Here is an 18,169-nt window from a genome sequence, read left to right on the forward strand (position 1 = left end):
ACACGCTATTTAATGCAATTTAGCGATATTTCGGTACTTAAACATGTCTGCAGCGTAAATAAGATGTCTACGATTCGTTAGATTTTCAAACCTGCGATATTTCAAGTAATAAGGCTTGTCAGGTTCTTTAGACGACAGTTGGCAATCTCGAGTAAGGTTATGTGTCGGGCTTAGATAGTAAACGAGTAAACGAAAGAGAGAGTCCTGTCATAGCTGACGGAACTCTCTCTATTTGCTTTATACAATTCAACAACACACATTCTCTATATAAGCAATTATCTAAACGAAGTCACAAAACTGCTGAACAGCGTCCGAACATCATACTGATACTTGTTGATCGGCTCAATTGGACGGTTCTCTCCAAGCAAGGTGTAGACGGCGATTCGTGCTGCCCGGACTGAATATTCTTCGGTGAATACCACGTCATCGGGAATTTCGCAGAATTGGCTGATGAAGGCCAGGTTGGTGGAGCCTTCAGGCACAACCTTTGGTCTGTCGCTGTTGAGTCTAGGCATGAATTGGGCTGTAATGTAAGGCATCATGCATGGAATGCAGTTGGCAGTAGCCATGATGGCCTCTTGATGTTCCTGAAAATGAAGATGGCCGATCAACTCCTGCATAATCTCTTCCCCGGTACAGTCGCACATTCTTTTCTTCACGTAATCCCCCACGTTATCCGGGTATAATCCGTATCCCCAGAATACTTTTACATGCTCCGGCTGACCGCGGAAGTGCGGTTGAAAGGCCAGAACAACAGACATGAACCAGCTGGAATCCTTGAAAGTAACCAGAGCACCGGTACCTGCCCGGTTGCGTGTGAATTTCTCCATCAGATCAAAGAAGACCGAATCCTGAAAGGTGACCGTATACGATTCCCATTTGGACTCATGCACATGATCATTAAAAGAAGAAGGGTTGCCCAGCAACGGTTTCTTGGCGGCGATGTTCTCCCACAGCTTCCATGAGCTGCCCTTGCCGTTCAGTTTTGGTGCGGAGGTCATGGAGCCGATATCAGCCCCTTCGGTCATCGAACCGTTTGTAACAATGACCAGATCACCTTCGAGGATGTCAATGACTTCCTTTTCACCTCCCCTGAGCACATGCATCCGACTTACCGTAATGCCGTCGCCGTCTTTGAAATCCAGATCAGTAACCGTGCATTTCAGCGTGAAATCTACGCCAAACGGTTCCAAATATTTATGCAGTGGCAGGATGATCGAGTCATACTGGTTGAACGGTGTGCGGGTAACACCTTCCAGCGTCTGAATTCTCGGGAATTCGTGAAAAAAGCGAAGCATGTATCTTTTGAATTCCACGGCGCTATGCCAAGGTTGGAATGCAAAGGTGGTCGCCCACATATACCAGAAGTTTGTTTTGAAAAAATGAGGACCAAACCAGTCGTTGATGCGCAGTTTACCCAGCGTGTCTTCAGGAGTAATAATCAGTTTACCCATCGCCAGACGATCGGCCATATTAAAGCCCATCGAGAGCACATCTTCGACCTTCCCGTCACGGTTGATGAGCCGCGCATTGGAATGTGTGGGATTGGCATCGTCAAATTCGGTAATTTCCTGTCGGACAGATATGCCCGGACGGTCGATGGAAGGGATGGAAGCCAGCAGCTCCCACAGATTCTCATAGGCCTCGTCATTGAGCATTCGCCCGCCGCGGATGATATATCCTTGATCGGGATTACCAGCTCCGTCATTGCTACCGCCGAGAATGGGCATTTCTTCGATAATGTGAATATGTTCTCCGGGAAAGCCACAATCTCTAACCAGATAAGCTGCACCCGCCAAAGATGCAATGCCGCCCCCTACAAAATAGACCTGTTTATTACCGTAATCTTTCTTCACGATCATTCGCCTCCAAAAGGTTCTGTAATCACATCCCTAATGTAAACTTTGCAGGTCCCGTAAGGTATGATCAAAAGAACGGGAGTGTCTAATTTTTGGTCACTTTTGGAAAAGTGTCTAAAACCTAGGCTTAGATCACATATGAAAAAAGCCGCACATCATTAAGTGGAGGGCAGCTTATTCTCATACCTGTGCAGTGCCCTCAGGACATTGCCTTCGATCAGCCCATTGAGCTTCTCAATAATCTGTTTTGGCGGTTCTTGCATGTCACCTCTCATCCACTGAATGACTAGCCCAGTGAAAGCCAGGGTATAGAAGTTGGCGACAAACTCTTTGTCTTCATCGCGGACCTTAATCCCACAGGCGAGTTCATCAATAACACCCATAATCAGATCATAGGTTACTTCATAGAGGTATGTGTCCAAGTGGGTACGCCCGAGCGAGTTGAGTGTGTTGCAGCAGAACGTTTTGTTGTTCTCGATGTAACAAAAGATTTTATAGAATCCGTCCGTCCATGTGCTGTAGCTTCGGTACTCCGTAAGGCTCTCCACCGCTTCAGTCTGATAGATCCACCCAAGTAGCGCGTAAATATCCTGAAAATGATAATAAAAGGTTTGCCGGTTCACTCCGCAATGGTCAACCAGATGTTTGACCGTAATCTTGTTCAATGGAGTATGCTCCATCAGTGATTTAAGCGAGTGGGCCAGCGCATGTTTGGTTAGGTGAGAAGCAGACACAACATTCACCTCATCATTTTGGATTAGCTTGCCGGGGCGCAACAGCACGTAAACACTCATGGCAAAAGCCCCGCGCCGAAGTCGCTTAACATAAGCAGATCAAAACGCAGGAATCCTGCAAGATCCTCCATCCACAAATACCTCTGTAGCCATCAACAATATCCGTTACCCGATCCACATCATACTCCATAAGGGTGCATCCTAAATATTGAATATCAATCGCTTCAAATAAACTCCTAAAGGCCACTTGTATTGTCTCTATCACAATCCCTTAAAAGTTAGCCGTCGTCTAAAACCAGTCACAATAAAGAGTAACCATGGTAAAAGCCTGAAACCTAGTGAGGAGACGTAATTAATCTAAAAAAACCGCCGATAAGGTCGCGTAAGTTATCTCCAATACACTAAACCATTAAAAGAGAGACCTCGTCTATAAAATCAGTCATAGGAACAACGATAACGAAGTTATTGAGAAAAAAACGAAAAAAATGAAAAAAACGAAAAAATCTAAAAAGTGTTCAGCAGCCCATCGTTAAGGTAATCTATCACACTAACCCATCAAAGTGAGACCCAATCCTTCGAAGCAGCCGCGCTAAAGCTACAACGTAACGATCAAGACAAAATCCAAAGAAACGGCCTAATAAGGTCACCATGTTTTTATCTCTAATACACTAATCCATTTAAAAGTAAGTCTGCATCGTCTCCATTCATAAAAAGCAGCCATGAAAAAAACTACAATTTCACCAAAGAACCAAAGAACCAAAGAACCAAAGAACCAAAGAAACAAAAAACACAGAAAAAAGAAACAAAGAAATAAAATAAATAACAAAAAAACGACCCGAAGGCCGTCCTTTGTTCTCCCCATTACACTAACCAATCAATAGTTAGGCTCAATCCTAAAATCAGTCATGCAAGAAGCTGCAACGTAGTGTAGGGGACGAAATCGATTCAAACAAAAACGATGACCTGTAGGCCACCGTTTTTGTAATATCTATCTGCCCCTATTCTTATGAAGTTGAATAAATAATTTACACGTTAACGGAGAGGGGAGAAAAAAGCTGAAGAAGCGGAGCGTTCGCCTTTATCACCCGAATTTCTCCCTTTAGAAAAGGGGATCAAAGAAATCGGGGGATAACAGCGATCGGAAGCTTATTCTCCCCGCGTAGTGACCTCCGTGTAAGAGTACTTTTTAACTATTACAAACTCTTCAAGAACTGCACAATCGTCAACAACCCTTTATCAAAGTTCTCCAGGTTGAAGTGCTCGTTCGGAGCATGCAAGTTCTCATCCGGCAAACCAAAGCCCATCATAACAGCAGGGATTTCGAGTACACGTGAGAGCTTCTCAACAATCGGAATGGAGCCGCCATCTTTGGTAAAGAGGGCACGAACGCCATACACGTGCTCATACGCATCTGCCGCTTTTTGCAGAATTGGATTGGAAGGATCGGTATTGAAAGCAAAAGCTTTCTCGATCTGTTTCACATGCAGCGTTGCACCCGGTTGAACGTGAGCGCGCAGATGTGCTTCGATACGATCCAATACATGCTGTGGATCTTGATCCGCAACAAGGCGGCAGGTGATTTTGGCATGAGCTTCCTTCGGAATAACCGTTTTGCTGCCTTCGCCTTGGAAACCGCCCCATACGCCGTTTAGTTCCAATGTTGGACGAGCGCCAACACGTTCCACGAACGAGTAACCTTCTTCGCCGTACAATTGCTCCAGCCCAAGGTCTTGACGAAGCTGTTCTTCATTGAAGCCCTGTTTCACAAATTCTTCTCTCATCTCAGGAGACAGTGGCAGAACGCCGTCGTAGAAACCGTCTACACTCACACGGCCTTGCTCATCATGCAACGAAGCGAGCAGGGATACGAGTGCGTGCAGTGCGTTAGGTACACCACCACCAAATGAACCGGAGTGCAAGTCGGTATTGGCTGTGTGCAGATCTACGTGAAGCGAGCAGAGGCCGCGCAGGCCAGTGGAGATCGCCGGTTTACCTTTTTCAAGCAGGGACGTATCCGAGATCAATACCATGTCTGCACGCAGCTTGTCCGTATGTTCATTCAGATAGATGGGCAAGTTCGGGCTGGAGATTTCCTCTTCGCCTTCGATGCAGAACTTGATGTTAACCGGAAGTTCTTTGTTTTCGGCCAGAATGGCTTCAACTGCCTTGATATGTAGGAAAATCTGTCCTTTGTCATCCGTTGCACCACGAGCGAACAGCTTGCCATCACGAACGGTAGGTTCGAAAGGAGGTGTCTCCCACAGGTTAAGCGGATCAACAGGTTGTACATCATAGTGTCCATAGATCAGCGCCGTCGGTTTGCCCGGTGCATGCAGGTGATCTGCATAGACAATCGGATGTCCAGCCGTTTGAATGACCTCTACGTTTTCCATGCCTGCACGTGTGAGCGCATCTGCTGCCCATTGTGCTGCACGATTAACATCCTCTTTATGCTCTGAAATGGCAGAGATACTCGGAATGGACAACCATTCATTCAGTTCTGCCAGGTGTTTTTCTCTATTTTGTTCAAAATAAGTCTGTTCTTTCATTAAAAAGGCCTCCTTCATGTTTGCTTTATCTCATTGTAATCCATTTTGTCATGTTAATAAAACATTGGTTAAAAAAATGATCGGTTACAGATCGTTTCATTCACCAGAAGATTGTGCGTATAATACAAGAAAAGGATTTCATCCATATATTCTCAGGGGAGTTGAGGAAGTTTCCATGACAGTCAGACCCGATGCAAGCAGGCAGGTGAGCAGCGATGGAACCGACTAGGAGCGATCGAATATTTGGTAGATTCAAGCGTTTGTCCGATTTGAAGGCTGGAAGGCATAAAGGGCGATTTTATCGAAACAGCCTCATGCTGATTTTACTCATTGCCAGCATTCCCGGGCTAATCACAGGTATCGTCATGTATCAACAGGTGGTTGGCCGAATGGAGACCGAGTTCAATCAGATGCATCAGAACCAGATCGAGAACCGGGCACGCAATGTGGATGACCAGCTGGCTTATCTGGAGATGAACTTATCTCATTGGGCTTTTGAACCGAGGTTTGGCAATGCTTTGCGAACACTGGATTTTGTGTATTATTTTAATGAAACGCAGGAGATTGTGACTACCTTATACGTATTACAAGGTTCCCATCCACTGATCAAGTCAGCACAGCTGTATTTGCAGGAACCGAAGCCAATCTTGTTTAATCGGGATTATACCGAGTTGAACGATGAAGCCAAAGTACAAGCCTATGATCGATACCTTTCCATGGGTAACCACGTGTACTGGACAGACTGGGTTTCCGGTATCAACAGAGATACCGAACCTTCGACCAACGATAGTCCACTTCATACGGATGCAGGCAATGCACTTGTTCTAGTACATAAGATACCGGGTGAGAGCATTAATCCGTTTGGTGCACTGATCATCACGCTGGATAACGAGAAAGTTGCCAGTTTGTTGAAAACGCTTACTCCTTACGACGAAGGGTTAACGTTCCTCATGGATCAGGAAGGAAACACACTGGTTACCGGGAATCCTGGAACGGCGGGAGAGACTTCTGCTTTTGAGCAGCAGCTAAAAGAAGAAGTAGCCCTGAATGCGGGCAGCCGCTCATTCCTGTTCAGATATGAGGATCAGACCTATTCTGTCTCATACGGTTCATTGAGTCGAATCGACTCAGACTGGACTTACGTCTCCGCAGCACCTTTGACCTCAGTCACTTCGCCAGTTAAACTGGTGTCCAAAATCATCGTCATTGCCAGTATAGGCAGTCTCATCCTGGGGTTATTGTTATCCTGGTTTGCTTCACGCCGCATATATTCGCCTGTAGCGCGGATGCTGCATCTGCTTACGCCTGGCAGAAACGAAACAACACCAACGGATGCCAAGCTGGATGAGTTTGAGCTGCTGGAGCAACAGTGGAACGAACTGACCTCCCGCAGTGTTACGGCACATCGCCAGTTGCAGGAGCAGCTTCCCCATCTGCGCGACAGCTTTGTCCTACAACTTGTACAGGGGCATCTATATGCCTATAACGAGCAGGATCTCCAGCAGCGCATGCGTCATCTTGGATTTGAGCTGGAGGGCCAGCAGTATTTGCTGGTGCAGATGTATTTTACGGGGTACGAGCAACTGCAAGGCAGATTTGGGAGCCAGGACACGGGATTAGTCACCTTTGCAGCCGTGAATATCACTCAGGAAGTGGCAAAGAATTATTTTAGACAGATCAGTGTCATGAATTTTCATGACCTGTCTTCCGCCATGCTTGTGATTGCTCCCCAGGACGAACCTGTGAAATCACAAGCGATGTTATGGGGGCAGGAGCTTGTGGAGGTCATTGGAAGAACACTCAAACTGAAGGTGACTTTGATGATCAGTCGCCCAGCAGCTTCACTTCAGGAACTGCCCGGACGATTCGTTGAGATGGAACAGGCCGTGGCTTATCGCAGTGTGGAGGAAGGAAGTCAGATTCTCGATCTGGAGGATGAGGCGTGTTTCCGCAGAAATGAAGCAGCTTCCTATCCACTTGGGCTGGAACGGGAGTTGTTACAGGCGGTCAGGCTGGGCAAACAAGCCGAAGCAGAACGTGTGCTGGAACAATTCATGAGTGAGATTACGCGGACGGGCAGTACCGAATTTCAGGTGCAACAGATGATGCTTCAATTGCTCGGCAGTATTCAGCACATGATGTTGCAAACGGGTGTCACACCTTATAAGCTGTTTGGTGGTTACAACATGTATGAGCAACTATCCGGTATTCGTGAACCTGTACAGATGAGACAATGGATGATGAATGAGGTATTCATACCGTATATACAAGAGGTTGAAGTACGAACGCAGGAACCGCTGAAACTAGTGGTGGAACGAACGATGTTGTACATCGATACACATTACCGCAGCGACATTTCGCTGGAAAACTGTGCTGACGAGGAGCAGATGACACCCTATGCACTGAGCAAGGCTTTCAAACAGGTATCGGGCATCAATTTTATTGATTATTTGACACGTGTGAGAATGGATGCGGCGAAGCAATTGTTACGGGAGACAACGATGAAAATCAATGATGTTGCGGCGGCTGTGGGATATCAGCATAGTTACTTTAATCGGATTTTCAAGAAACAGGAGGGAGTTACCCCGAGTCAGTATCGCGATCAATGGTTTGGACAATAACCGTTTATATCTTTGTCATTTCAGACCGGCATTCAGCTTTAACGGATGTCGGTTTTTTCTTTTTTTTACCGTGATACAAAGAAGGATAAACCCGCAAAAATGTGCAATTCTACCTGCTGCGTTATGTTCAGTTTCTTGTGGAAATGGCGTTATAGCGGGCTTTCCGACCATCATACCGTAGCAATGCAAAAAATGAAGGTTGCCGGAAAAAGATCGGCTGTATAGTCTGAGTATCAGGTTAATTGATAACGCTTACATGATTGAAGGAGGGGAGACATGATGAACGGGAAGACGGAGTGGAATACCAACGGCACTGCAACCACCCAAGCGGATAGGGCCACAAGGCCCATGAGACGAGAGTCTAACTGGAAAAGACAGATTAAACGAAACAAATGGTTATATGTGCTTGTGCTTCCCGGCTTTTTGTACTTTGTCATCTTTAAATACTTGCCCATGTGGGGGATCATCATTGCCTTTCAGGACTACCAGCCTTTCCTGGGCATCCGGGAGAGTAACTGGGTGGGGTTAGAGAACTTTACGAACTTTTTCTCCAACCCGGACTTCTTCCGACTATTACGCAATACGCTGGTTCTTGCCCTGTATGATCTTATCTTCTTTTTCCCGGCACCGATCATTATCGCCTTGTTATTAAATGAAATTCGGGTCGCTTTCTTCAAAAGAACGATTCAAACGCTGGTCTATGTACCCCATTTTGTATCGATGGTTATTATCGCAAGTATCACGTACGTGTTTCTGACCCCGCAAGGCGGAGTGTTATATGACCTGATCGCCTGGATTACAGGCAAGCCCATTGATGTGCTCTCCAGTCCAGGTTCGTTCCGTCCGCTCATTATTGTTCAGATGATGTGGAAGGAGATGGGATGGGGCACGATCATCTTCCTGGCGGCCCTTGCAGGTGTAGATACGGAACAATATGAAGCCTCCATCGTGGATGGCGCAGGACGATTACGGCGGATGTGGCATATTACGCTTCCCGCGATTCGTACGACCATAGTCATTTTGCTCATTCTCAGACTGGGGAATTTTCTGGATACCGGATTTGAGCAGATCTATCTGATGACCAACTCCCTCAACCGGGATGTCGCTGACGTATTTGATACGTATGTGTACACGGTGGGGATTACGCAAGGTGCATTCAGTTACAGTACCGCTGTTGGACTATTCAAGTCAGTGGTGGGGATCATTCTGGTGCTTGGCAGTAATAAACTTGCGAAAAAATTCGGTCACCCCGGAATTTATTAAGGAGGAGCGCCCATGAACAGCCGTCTATACAACAGCCCTGCCGGCAAGGTATTTGATATTTTCAATTACGTCATGCTGGGGATTCTGGGCATATTAACCGTCCTTCCTTTCCTGTATATTATAGGGAATTCTTTCGCAACGGAAGCCGAGATCACCGAACGCAGTTTTTTCCTCATCCCGAAGGTGTTTTCCTTCAGCGCGTATGAGTATATCTTTTCTTCGTCCACGATTTTTCGCAGCATTGGTGTTTCCATTTTCATCACGGTGGCAGGCACACTGGTCAATCTATTCTTCACACTAACGATGGCTTATCCACTATCCAGAAGTGACTTCTGGGGCCGTAACGTCATGATGAACATGGTGATTTTCTCGATGTTATTCGGTGGTGGCATGATTCCAACGTATCTCGTCATTCGTGGACTGGGACTGCTCGATTCTTACTGGGCCCTTATGCTTCCTGGCGCGATCAGCGCTTTTAACTTAATCGTTGTCAAAAACTTTTTTCAGCAAATGCCGCCCGGGCTGGAGGAAGCGGCCCGCATCGACGGCTGTTCGGATCTCGGCGTGCTGTGGCGAATTGTTCTGCCTTTATCGAAACCGGTCATTGCCACGTTTGCTTTGTTCTACGCCGTAGGCCACTGGAACAACTTTTTCTCGGCACTCCTGTACATTTCCGATAGTGACAAATGGCCTCTGCAAGTCATGCTGAGACAGATCGTGTTACTCTCGCAAGCCAGTGTCGGAGATATGGCAAACATGGACCCCAATTTTGTACAGCCACCAGAGCAGTCGATCAAAATGGCAGTGATCGTTGTAGGTACCATTCCGATTTTGCTGGTGTATCCGTTTTTGCAGAAGCATTTTGCCAAAGGTGTCATGTTAGGTTCAATTAAAGGTTAAAGCCAAGGGGGAGAACGTATGGGACAAAAAACGGGATTCAAAAAAGGTGCACTGTTACTCTCTGCGTCACTGGTACTAAGTACAATTCTGGGAGCATGCTCCACGGACAAAGCAGGTTCAGGAACCGCTGCGGGTGGCACCGACGAAATTACCATTATGCTTCCGAACTTCGAAGCGGAGAATCCGCCGGAGAACAGCCCGGTCATCCAGAAGCTTGAGGAATTGACCAAGGTGGATGTGAACTTGCAGTGGGTGCCGAGCAGCTCGTACGAAGACAAATTCAACATCACACTGGCCTCGGGAAAGCTTCCTCAGATTATGGTGGTGTTAGGGAAGTCCCCAAGTTTCATTAATGCGGCCCGAACCGGGGCTTTCTGGGAGCTGGGTCCTTATCTGAAAGATTATCCGAATCTGAGTCAAATGAATGAAATCATCACCAATAATGCGTCAATCGATGGCAAAACCTATGGCATATACCGGGCGCGCGCCCTGGGACGTAATGGGGTCACAATCCGCAAAGATTGGCTTGAAAATCTGGGGCTGGAAGAGCCAAAGACGATTGATGAATTTTACAATGTGTTGAAAGCGTTCACGAAGGATGATCCAGACGGTAACGGCAAGGATGATACGTACGGTCTGGTTGCCAGCAAATTCACGGGGCCGTGGGATAACATGCAGGTATGGTTTGGTGCGCCCAACAAATGGGGAGATGATGGCAGTGGAGGTCTGATCCCGGCGCATGAGACACCAGAATACATGGAAGCCCTAAAATTTTTCCGGCAAATCTATAGTGAGGGTCTGGTCAACAAGGACTTTGCCGTGATGGATGCAACGAAACTGCCTGATCCATTTGTGAATGGGCAAGCCGGTGTCATGGTGGATGTAGCAGATAATGCACAGCGCATGGATCAGAAAATACTCGATAAAGACCCGAATGCGACAGGACGTGTGGACGTGCTGCAAGCGATGGAAGGTCCAAAGGGATTACGTGATATGCCAACGTCTGGCTACTCCGGCCTGATTGCGATCTCCAAAAGCAGTGTCAAAACGAAAGAAGACCTGAAGAAGGTACTGAGCTTTCTGGATCAGCTGAATGAACCGGAATTGCAGGCATTGTTGTACAACGGACTGGAAGGCAAGCAATACGAGAAAAAAGAAGACTACATCATACCGAGCACTGACAAGCTTGCGCTCCGCGACCTGCAAGGCTTAAATCAGATTTTGATGTTTGTGCCAGAAGACAGAACGCTTCGTGTACAACAGACACCTGTCCGTGAAAAGGTTGCACAGGTGCAGAAAGCCAACGAAGAGATTGTCATTGCCAATCCTGGTGAACCGCTGATCTCTGATGTTTACGCTCAGAAAGGACCGCAGCTGGACAATATCATTAACGATGCGCGGATCAAATATATCGTAGGTCAGATTGATGAGAAAGGATTCGAAGATGCTGTTGCTCTGTGGAAGAACAACGGCGGAGATGATTATGTGAAAGAAGTTAATGAACTGTACGCTGCACTGAAGTAGTCGTATAAGCCAGAGCCCGGTAGCTGTGCTTTCAGTGTAGCGGAAACAGCCGGGCTTTTCTTATCGCTGTGATGGCTTGATCCATGAACCAAATTTCATCCAACTTTCTGGAAATTATGACTTCCTGAATATGGTTTTTGATGTATAATCAAATCAAAAAAACCTATTTGAACTGAAATGAACGTTATTGGTAAAGCTGGTTACCATACACTCTTGAACATGCAGGGAGGAAGGCAACGTGTGGAACGGGGATGCTTTTGAAAATCCCGAGGCGCAGTACAGGGTCCATCCCTTTTGGTTCTGGAATGGGGATATGGAAGAAGAGCAGATTAAGCGGCAGGTGGCTGAGATGGCCGCGCAAGGTGTAGGCGGATTCTTCATCTGTCCGCGTCAGGGTCTACAGATTCCCTATCTCTCTGAAGCATGGTTCGATAAGGTGCGGATTGCAGTGCAGGCAGCTGCCGATCATGGCATGCAGGTATGGTTATATGACGAGTATCCCTATCCGAGTGGAATGGCTGGCGGGGAAGTGACCCTTGATTTCCCTGAAGCGAAGCAGCGTCAGCTCGTGCATCATCAGTTGGTGGTTCAGGGCGGAGAAGCTGTGGATCTGGAGTTGCCGTGGGGACGAGTCTTGGTTGCCAAGGCGATTCCCAAGGATGCGCAGGGCAAGCGTCTGTGGCCTGAATCCATTGACTTGCGAAATAAAATCGGCAATATCCAGACTGATCAGGTCTATCAGGAGACCGGACTCACATCGTATAACCGCAAGCGGTTCTTCACCTACCGAACAGCGTTCCGCTTGTTGTGGGATGTTCCCCCGGGTGATTGGGAGTTGATTATATTTCAGGAAAAAGAGATCGATGATTTCAAATATTACGGCAACTTTGTTGATCCTTGCCACAAGGAAGCGATGAGTCGTTTTATTGAACTGACACATGAGCGTTATAAGTCAGCGGTTGGAGATCAATTTGAAAGCGTGATCAAAGGTATGTTCTCGGATGAGATTGCACCGCTGGGCCGTATCCCCTGGTCCCAACAGCTTCCCCGTTATTTCAGCGAGCGTTGTGGTTACAGTCTGATCGATTCGCTACCGGCCCTGATATATGGCGATGTTCCGGACGCGCATCGGATTCGGTATGACTATTACCAGTCACTGCATCTGCTTCTCCGGGAGTCCTATCACAAACAGGTGCATGACTGGTGTGAGGAAGCAGGAATCCAGTACGCAGCTGAGGTACCTGGTGTACGGATGACCACCCAGTTATTCAGCCATATGCCAGGTGGTGATTCGGCACATGAGAAAATCGGACGATCCTTATCGTGGATTCTGGAACGATACGGCCAAAAGATGCGTGACAATCCTAAGATGGTCAGTTCGCTTGCCCGGCAATTGGGCCGAAGCCGCAATCTGATTGAATGTTTTCACAGTGTAGGCTGGTCGATGACGCTACAGGATGCCAAGTGGATGATTGATCGCATGGCCGCCATGGGTACCAATTTTTATAACTTTCACGCCTTTTTCTATACGATTGGTGGGCTGGCAAAGCATGATGCACCGCCATCTCAATTTTTACAGAATCCCTACTGGAAGCATTTCCGGCAGTTGGGGGATTATACCGGACGTTTGAGCTATCTCATGAGCACCGGAGCAGCAGATATTCGTATTGCCGTGCTTGACCCAACGACGACATTCTGGAGTCTGATGGGGAATCCGCTGCATGGATTTGAGTATAGCGGCGAGGATAAATTAGAACGGGCGCAACTGGAGCGCCTGACGAAGGACTGGATGCGGATTACTACCCATCTGCTCGAAAACAGACGTGACTATGATCACCTTGATCCCGAATTGTTGGCTGAAGCTGACTTAACGGATGGCATCATTCGGATCGGCGTTGCCCGTTATGACGTACTGATTCTGCCACCGATGCTGAATCTGGAGGCCGCGGCCTGGGAACAGGTGAAGCGATTTGTTCGGCAGGGAGGAACTGTCATCTCTGTTGGGATGCCTCCACATATTGCGATTCAGCCGGGAAGTCCAGAGGGATATGAAGCTGCCGAGTTCTTTGGCGCAGGCGAGCAGCCGCAAGAGGTGTACTGGGGCCGTAACGTGACAACGGATCACGATAACCGTGAAACCATGTGGCATCAGGGTGAGGGGAATGCCTATTTTCTACCCGCAGGAACGGGCCAAGGAGATGACTTTTCACTGGAGCTGATCTCTCTCCTGCTCGATCAGGTATTGCCCGAACCCATCTGTTGGATCATGGAGGAGGAAAGTGCATCTCTGCTGATGCATACCCGTCAATTGTCGGCTGGAGAGCACATGGTTTTTTTGACCAATCAGGAGGGTCAGGACCTGAAGGGTCAATTGAAGCTGGTCGCCAGACAGCTGTGGGATGGAACGGAGCTGGCAGAGAACACTTGTCTCGTGGCAGAACGACTCGATCTGGAGACAGGACAGCTTCAGGCACTGCCGTATACGAGCAGTGGCGGGGAATGTTGTATTTCACTAACGCTGGCGCCTTATGAAGCGCATGCTGTTCGTCTTACTTTACAACCTGTGAAGGAAGAGGAATTAACAACGAAGGTGGATGTTGCAGACAAAACAGGATCGACGTTCGGAGCGGATGTTTCGGTAGGAGCAAATCAAGCCTGTAAGATCAGAGTTCCTTCGGAAGGGCCATGGCGACTCGAAACGGTGCAATCTAACATTTTGCGAATGGGACAATTCCATCTTCAGGCTTCCAATGCTAATGGTGTGATTCTGGAGAGTCAGCATGTAACTGTGAAACCGTTTATTGATCAGGCGGCAGAATTATCGGAGCAGCAGCATCTGCCAGTCCAGTTTAATCAGGTATTTGGCACACCGAAAAAGGCATCCGTTGCTTACCCGATCGAGTGCCGATATACGACCACATTTGAGCTAAGAACGGCATTGCCTGCATGCCTTTTATTCATGGACAGAGCGGCGATTTCGGGCAATTGGTCGATGGAGATTAATGGGCATCTGCTTGAAAAGGAACAATTCGATCCAATCGAAATAACCGACCACAATAACATCGCTTGTGATATTACGGCGCTGCTGCACAGCGGTCTCAACGAAATGACGGTGATTGTGCAGGTAACGAAAGATGAGGATGGTATCGTTGATCCCTTGTATCTACAAGGTAGATTCGGCGTGGAGTTCCATCATGAAGGCATGGCTTCGCTTGTACGGGAGTCGGATACGGCCCTTCGCATCGGACCTGAACCGCAGCCGCTGTATCCCCATTTTGCCGGGGAAATGAGTTATAAACGCACGTTCTGGCTGGATGAGCCAGGGGAAGATATGACCACGTTTGAACTGGAATTTAGCGATTGGCGGGTGCAGGATGTGACGGAAGTGAGGGTGAACGGACATAGTCTTGGTGTGCGATGCTGGTCTCCGTATCGCTGGAAGGGAGAAGCCTCCTGGCTTCGTCCAGGGGATAACGACATTGAAGTGCGGATAACCAACACATTGATTGGCCTGCTGGAAGGTACGTATTTTGATTCGGAACATCATCGATTACAGGAGGCAGGTCATGTACCTGTTGAAGAATTGGGATAAAGGAGTGGAAGTAAGGGATGGGACATCGGATTCAGTTTGACCGCTATCCAGGCGGCCTGATGAAAGCGTTAACGCTCAGTTATGACGATGGAGTGGTGCATGATCGCAGACTGGTGGAGATCTGTAATCGGTATGGCCTGCGGGGAACCTTTAATCTGAACTCCGGTACGCTGGGTAATCCAGGCCGCATTGAGGCTGGGGAAGTCGCTGAACTGTATACGGGGCATGAAGTAGCCGTTCACACGGTTACTCACCCTACGCTGCCTTATGTTCCGAATGAACTATTGACCGAAGAGATTATGGAAGATCGAAAAGCATTGGAGCAGCTCGTCGGTTATCCGGTACGAGGCATGGCTTATCCCAACGGAGGGTATGACCGTGCGTTAAGTACAAAGCTGGAGTGGCTTGGCATTGATTATGCCCGTACCGTTGAATCACATGGCAGATACACGTTGCCCGATCGGCCGCTTGAATGGCATCCGACCTGTCATCATAATCATGATCTGGCGGGGCATGCCGAACGTTTTATCCAACATTCCAAAACAGGTACGCCACTATTGCTCTACGTCTGGGGTCACAGCTATGAGTTCAATGACAACGACAACTGGGAGATCATGGAACAGTTCGGTGAGCAGATTGGCGGCAGGAACGACATCTGGTACGCCACGAACATCGAAGTGATCGCCTATTGGAAAGCCGTACAACGATTGGAGTGTTCGGCCGATCGAACCATCATCCATAATCCGTCTGCCATCCCGGTATGGTTCACGGCAGATCAGCAGGTTGTTGAAGTGCAGGGCGGAGAGACATTGCGGCTAAGCGAACGAATCAAGGTATAAGGAAGGGAGCTGATGATCATTCGTTATTTCCATGAGAACGAGGCGATTGCAGGCAGGGTGTACGATTCAATTCCGGATATATTGACTACGGTGGCTCAGCGTTATATTGGTGATAATCCGAAAAATTCCTTTTTGTTCAGAGCGTATCATCAGGGAGGTTTCCGCAGGTTAGGGGACTATCGCTACGACTTGAATCTGAATGAGAAATGCGCAGAGGTGCGTGCAGGGCAGTACGTGTATGTATGGGGCAAGTTATGGAGCGAGCAAAATACAACGTTAAATACGGGTCTGAACTGTTATAGTCCGGTGACGATCTATGTGAATGGTGAAGAGGTGTTTAAGTCCGAGTTGTTGCAGGAGTTATTTCCCGAGCGAAGAACCCAGATTCCGATTTCCGTTCACTATGGCTGGAATGATGTGTTGCTGTGTTTTGTCAAAACAGAAGTAGGATTCGGCGGTATCTACGGAACAGCTTCATTCAAAAATTTCCCGCTCCACTTCCTCACTCCTGGGGCAGATCGTCAGGGACAGGAGGGCTGGTTATATTCGGAACCCGTCGATGAACCTGTATTATCTCTTCCTCGTGACGGGATGACGGAAGAAGAGACGGGCCTTACCTGGTATCCACGCAAGGAGTGGACAGATGAGGAGCAGAGTATGGGTTCTTTTGCCCGCATCTTTGGGACGGAACAACTAGCTGTTGCTTACGCATGGTCCAAACTAGACGTAACCTTGCCAGAACCAAAGCCAGTTATTTTACAAGGATGTCATGATGGAGCCTTGACTCTGTATGTGGATGGCACGGAAGTATACTCTGCTGGAAGCAGCGGTAATTTCCGCGTTGAACTTCCTCGCCGTTACGGTTCATCTGATCTGGTCGCGAAAGGTGAAATTCAGGAAGTCGGCGGCTCATGGGGATTCACGTTGGAAGATGCCGAGCGTTCGGGTTCCACAGGCTGGAGATTGAAACCTCCTCATCCGGTGGCAGGATGCTCTGACCCCTGGCTGTACACAGGTGTGTTTGCTCCCGGTGCTGAACCATCCCACGCCGAGATCGTGCGAACCGATACCGTTTTTGATGATGGCGCACAAGGTGTGTATTGGCGGGTAGATCTTCCCGACACCCATGTTCGTCCTTACCTGGAAAATACACATTACGGAAAGTGGAATTATCCGCTCGGCGTTACCCTGCTTGGACTTCTCCAGACGGGACAGGAATTGGGACGGGATGATTACATTCAGTATGTGCGGCAACATATTGAACTGAGTACTTCATTTGATCGCTATGGTCTGTGGGATCGGGAAGGGTACGGTGCGGCAGGGATTAATAATCAGCTGTCTGCCATCGACAGTCTGGATGATTGCGGTTCGTTTGGATCTACGTTGCTTGCTGCGATGGAATTCGGTGATATTCATGGGGGAAGAGATACCGCGGATCGAATTGCGGGCTACATTACGGATGAGCAGGAACGTCTGGAGGATGGCGCCTTTTACCGGGTACGAGGCAGTGGGGAGATGCGTCAGGAGACGATGTGGTGTGATGACTTGTATATGAGTACACCTTTTCTGATGCGTTATGGTCAGTTGACAGGAGATAGGGCGTATTGGGATGATGCGGTTAATCAGTTCCTGATGTTCCGTAAATACCTCTACCTTCCCGATCAACAGATCATGTCCCATGTGTATGATTTTGTGCGTGGTCGGGCGACAGGTATTCCATGGGGACGAGGGAACGGCTGGGTGCTCTTCTCCTTAACCGAATTGTTATCTATCCTGCCACATGATCATGTGAAACGACCGGAACTGCTACGTTTCTACCGTGATTTAAGTCAAGGTTATTTGGCGCTACAAGGGGAAAATGGACTATGGCATCAGGTGCTGAACCGCCCGGATTCGTATGAAGAAACCTCCTGCACGTCCATGTTCATCTACGCTTATGCCCGTGGTATTCAGGAAGGCTGGCTGGAACAGCCAGAGCCCTATCTGGAGGCAGTGCGTAAAGGATGGGAAGGCATGACGCGTTTGTCGATTGACTATAAAGGCAATATATACGGGGTATGCCGCGGTTCCGGATACTCGTTTACCGCCTTGTATTATCGCGATGATCTGGGATGGAATCTGAATGATACCCATGGGATCGGCATTGTGCTCTTGGCTGGCATTGAGGCTCATAAAATGAACCAGAAGCTACGCAAGGTGTCTATCAATTCTTCGGTTACAGCCGCGCAGCGCTGATGTTTGACGCAACGGAACGGATGTATGTGGATAGCCTTCTATAGGTAGATTAC

10 protein-coding genes are annotated in these 18,169 nt (G+C 48.1%); 7 read left to right on the forward strand and 3 right to left on the reverse strand.

All coding sequences use genetic code 11. The annotated features are described in order from the left end of the window. Window positions 1-275: 275 nt before the first annotated feature. From MKX68_RS17475 to MKX68_RS17485, 3 genes are all read right to left on the reverse strand, one after another. Window positions 276-1,862, reverse strand: a complete 1,587-nt coding sequence (locus MKX68_RS17475; protein WP_340913274.1) for an oleate hydratase — start codon at window positions 1,860-1,862, stop codon at window positions 276-278. A gap of 155 nt (window positions 1,863-2,017) precedes the next feature. Then, entirely contained in the window at window positions 2,018-2,653 is a 636-nt protein-coding gene (locus MKX68_RS17480; RefSeq protein ID WP_340913275.1) for a TetR/AcrR family transcriptional regulator, read from the reverse strand. Between the two features lie 1,133 nt (window positions 2,654-3,786). Continuing rightward, window positions 3,787-5,142, reverse strand: coding sequence for a dipeptidase (locus MKX68_RS17485; protein ID WP_340913277.1), 1,356 nt, complete (start codon window positions 5,140-5,142; stop codon window positions 3,787-3,789). Window positions 5,143-5,456: 314 nt separating this feature from the next. Here MKX68_RS17485 and MKX68_RS17490 point away from each other — a divergent pair, with 314 nt between their 5' ends. The 7 genes from MKX68_RS17490 to MKX68_RS17520 all read left to right on the forward strand — a co-directional run bounded on the left by MKX68_RS17490 (window position 5,457) and on the right by MKX68_RS17520 (window position 18,116). After that, entirely contained in the window at window positions 5,457-7,763 is a 2,307-nt protein-coding gene (locus tag MKX68_RS17490) for an AraC family transcriptional regulator (protein ID WP_340913280.1), read from the forward strand. 276 nt (window positions 7,764-8,039) lie between these two features. Further along, window positions 8,040-9,026, forward strand: a complete 987-nt coding sequence (locus tag MKX68_RS17495; RefSeq protein WP_445671080.1) for an ABC transporter permease — start codon at window positions 8,040-8,042, stop codon at window positions 9,024-9,026. Window positions 9,027-9,038: 12 nt separating this feature from the next. After that, window positions 9,039-9,926, forward strand: a complete 888-nt coding sequence (locus tag MKX68_RS17500; protein ID WP_017692544.1) for a carbohydrate ABC transporter permease — start codon at window positions 9,039-9,041, stop codon at window positions 9,924-9,926. A gap of 18 nt (window positions 9,927-9,944) precedes the next feature. Continuing rightward, window positions 9,945-11,450, forward strand: a complete 1,506-nt coding sequence (locus tag MKX68_RS17505) for an extracellular solute-binding protein (RefSeq protein WP_340913282.1) — start codon at window positions 9,945-9,947, stop codon at window positions 11,448-11,450. A gap of 238 nt (window positions 11,451-11,688) precedes the next feature. Further along, on the forward strand, window positions 11,689-15,042 hold the full coding sequence (locus MKX68_RS17510) for a glycosyl hydrolase (RefSeq protein ID WP_340913284.1): 3,354 nt from the start codon (window positions 11,689-11,691) through the stop codon (window positions 15,040-15,042). 17 nt (window positions 15,043-15,059) lie between these two features. Next, a complete protein-coding gene (locus MKX68_RS17515; protein ID WP_340913286.1) occupies window positions 15,060-15,881 on the forward strand; it encodes a polysaccharide deacetylase family protein in 822 nt (273 codons plus the stop codon). Between the two features lie 12 nt (window positions 15,882-15,893). Further along, the gene (locus MKX68_RS17520) at window positions 15,894-18,116 is read left to right on the forward strand and encodes a glycoside hydrolase family 88/105 protein (protein ID WP_340913287.1); all 2,223 of its coding nucleotides are present in this window, start codon (window positions 15,894-15,896) and stop codon (window positions 18,114-18,116) included. The last annotated feature ends 53 nt before the right edge of the window (window positions 18,117-18,169 follow it).

It is taken from the genome of Paenibacillus sp. FSL M8-0212, from assembly GCF_038004645.1.
Classification (GTDB): domain Bacteria; phylum Bacillota; class Bacilli; order Paenibacillales; family Paenibacillaceae; genus Paenibacillus.

Excerpts from the sequence above, each read along its gene's own strand:
- MKX68_RS17475 (WP_340913274.1), bottom strand. The coding sequence starts at position 1,862 with ATGATCGTGAAGAAAGATTACGGTAATAAACAGGTCTATTTTGTAGGG.
- MKX68_RS17480 (WP_340913275.1), bottom strand. The coding sequence starts at position 2,653 with ATGAGTGTTTACGTGCTGTTGCGCCCCGGCAAGCTAATCCAAAATGAT.
- MKX68_RS17485 (WP_340913277.1), bottom strand. The coding sequence starts at position 5,142 with ATGAAAGAACAGACTTATTTTGAACAAAATAGAGAAAAACACCTGGCA.
- MKX68_RS17490 (WP_340913280.1), top strand. The coding sequence starts at position 5,457 with ATGCTGATTTTACTCATTGCCAGCATTCCCGGGCTAATCACAGGTATC.
- MKX68_RS17495 (WP_445671080.1), top strand. The coding sequence starts at position 8,040 with ATGATGAACGGGAAGACGGAGTGGAATACCAACGGCACTGCAACCACC.
- MKX68_RS17500 (WP_017692544.1), top strand. The coding sequence starts at position 9,039 with ATGAACAGCCGTCTATACAACAGCCCTGCCGGCAAGGTATTTGATATT.
- MKX68_RS17505 (WP_340913282.1), top strand. The coding sequence starts at position 9,945 with ATGGGACAAAAAACGGGATTCAAAAAAGGTGCACTGTTACTCTCTGCG.
- MKX68_RS17515 (WP_340913286.1), top strand. The coding sequence starts at position 15,060 with ATGGGACATCGGATTCAGTTTGACCGCTATCCAGGCGGCCTGATGAAA.
- MKX68_RS17520 (WP_340913287.1), top strand. The coding sequence starts at position 15,894 with ATGATCATTCGTTATTTCCATGAGAACGAGGCGATTGCAGGCAGGGTG.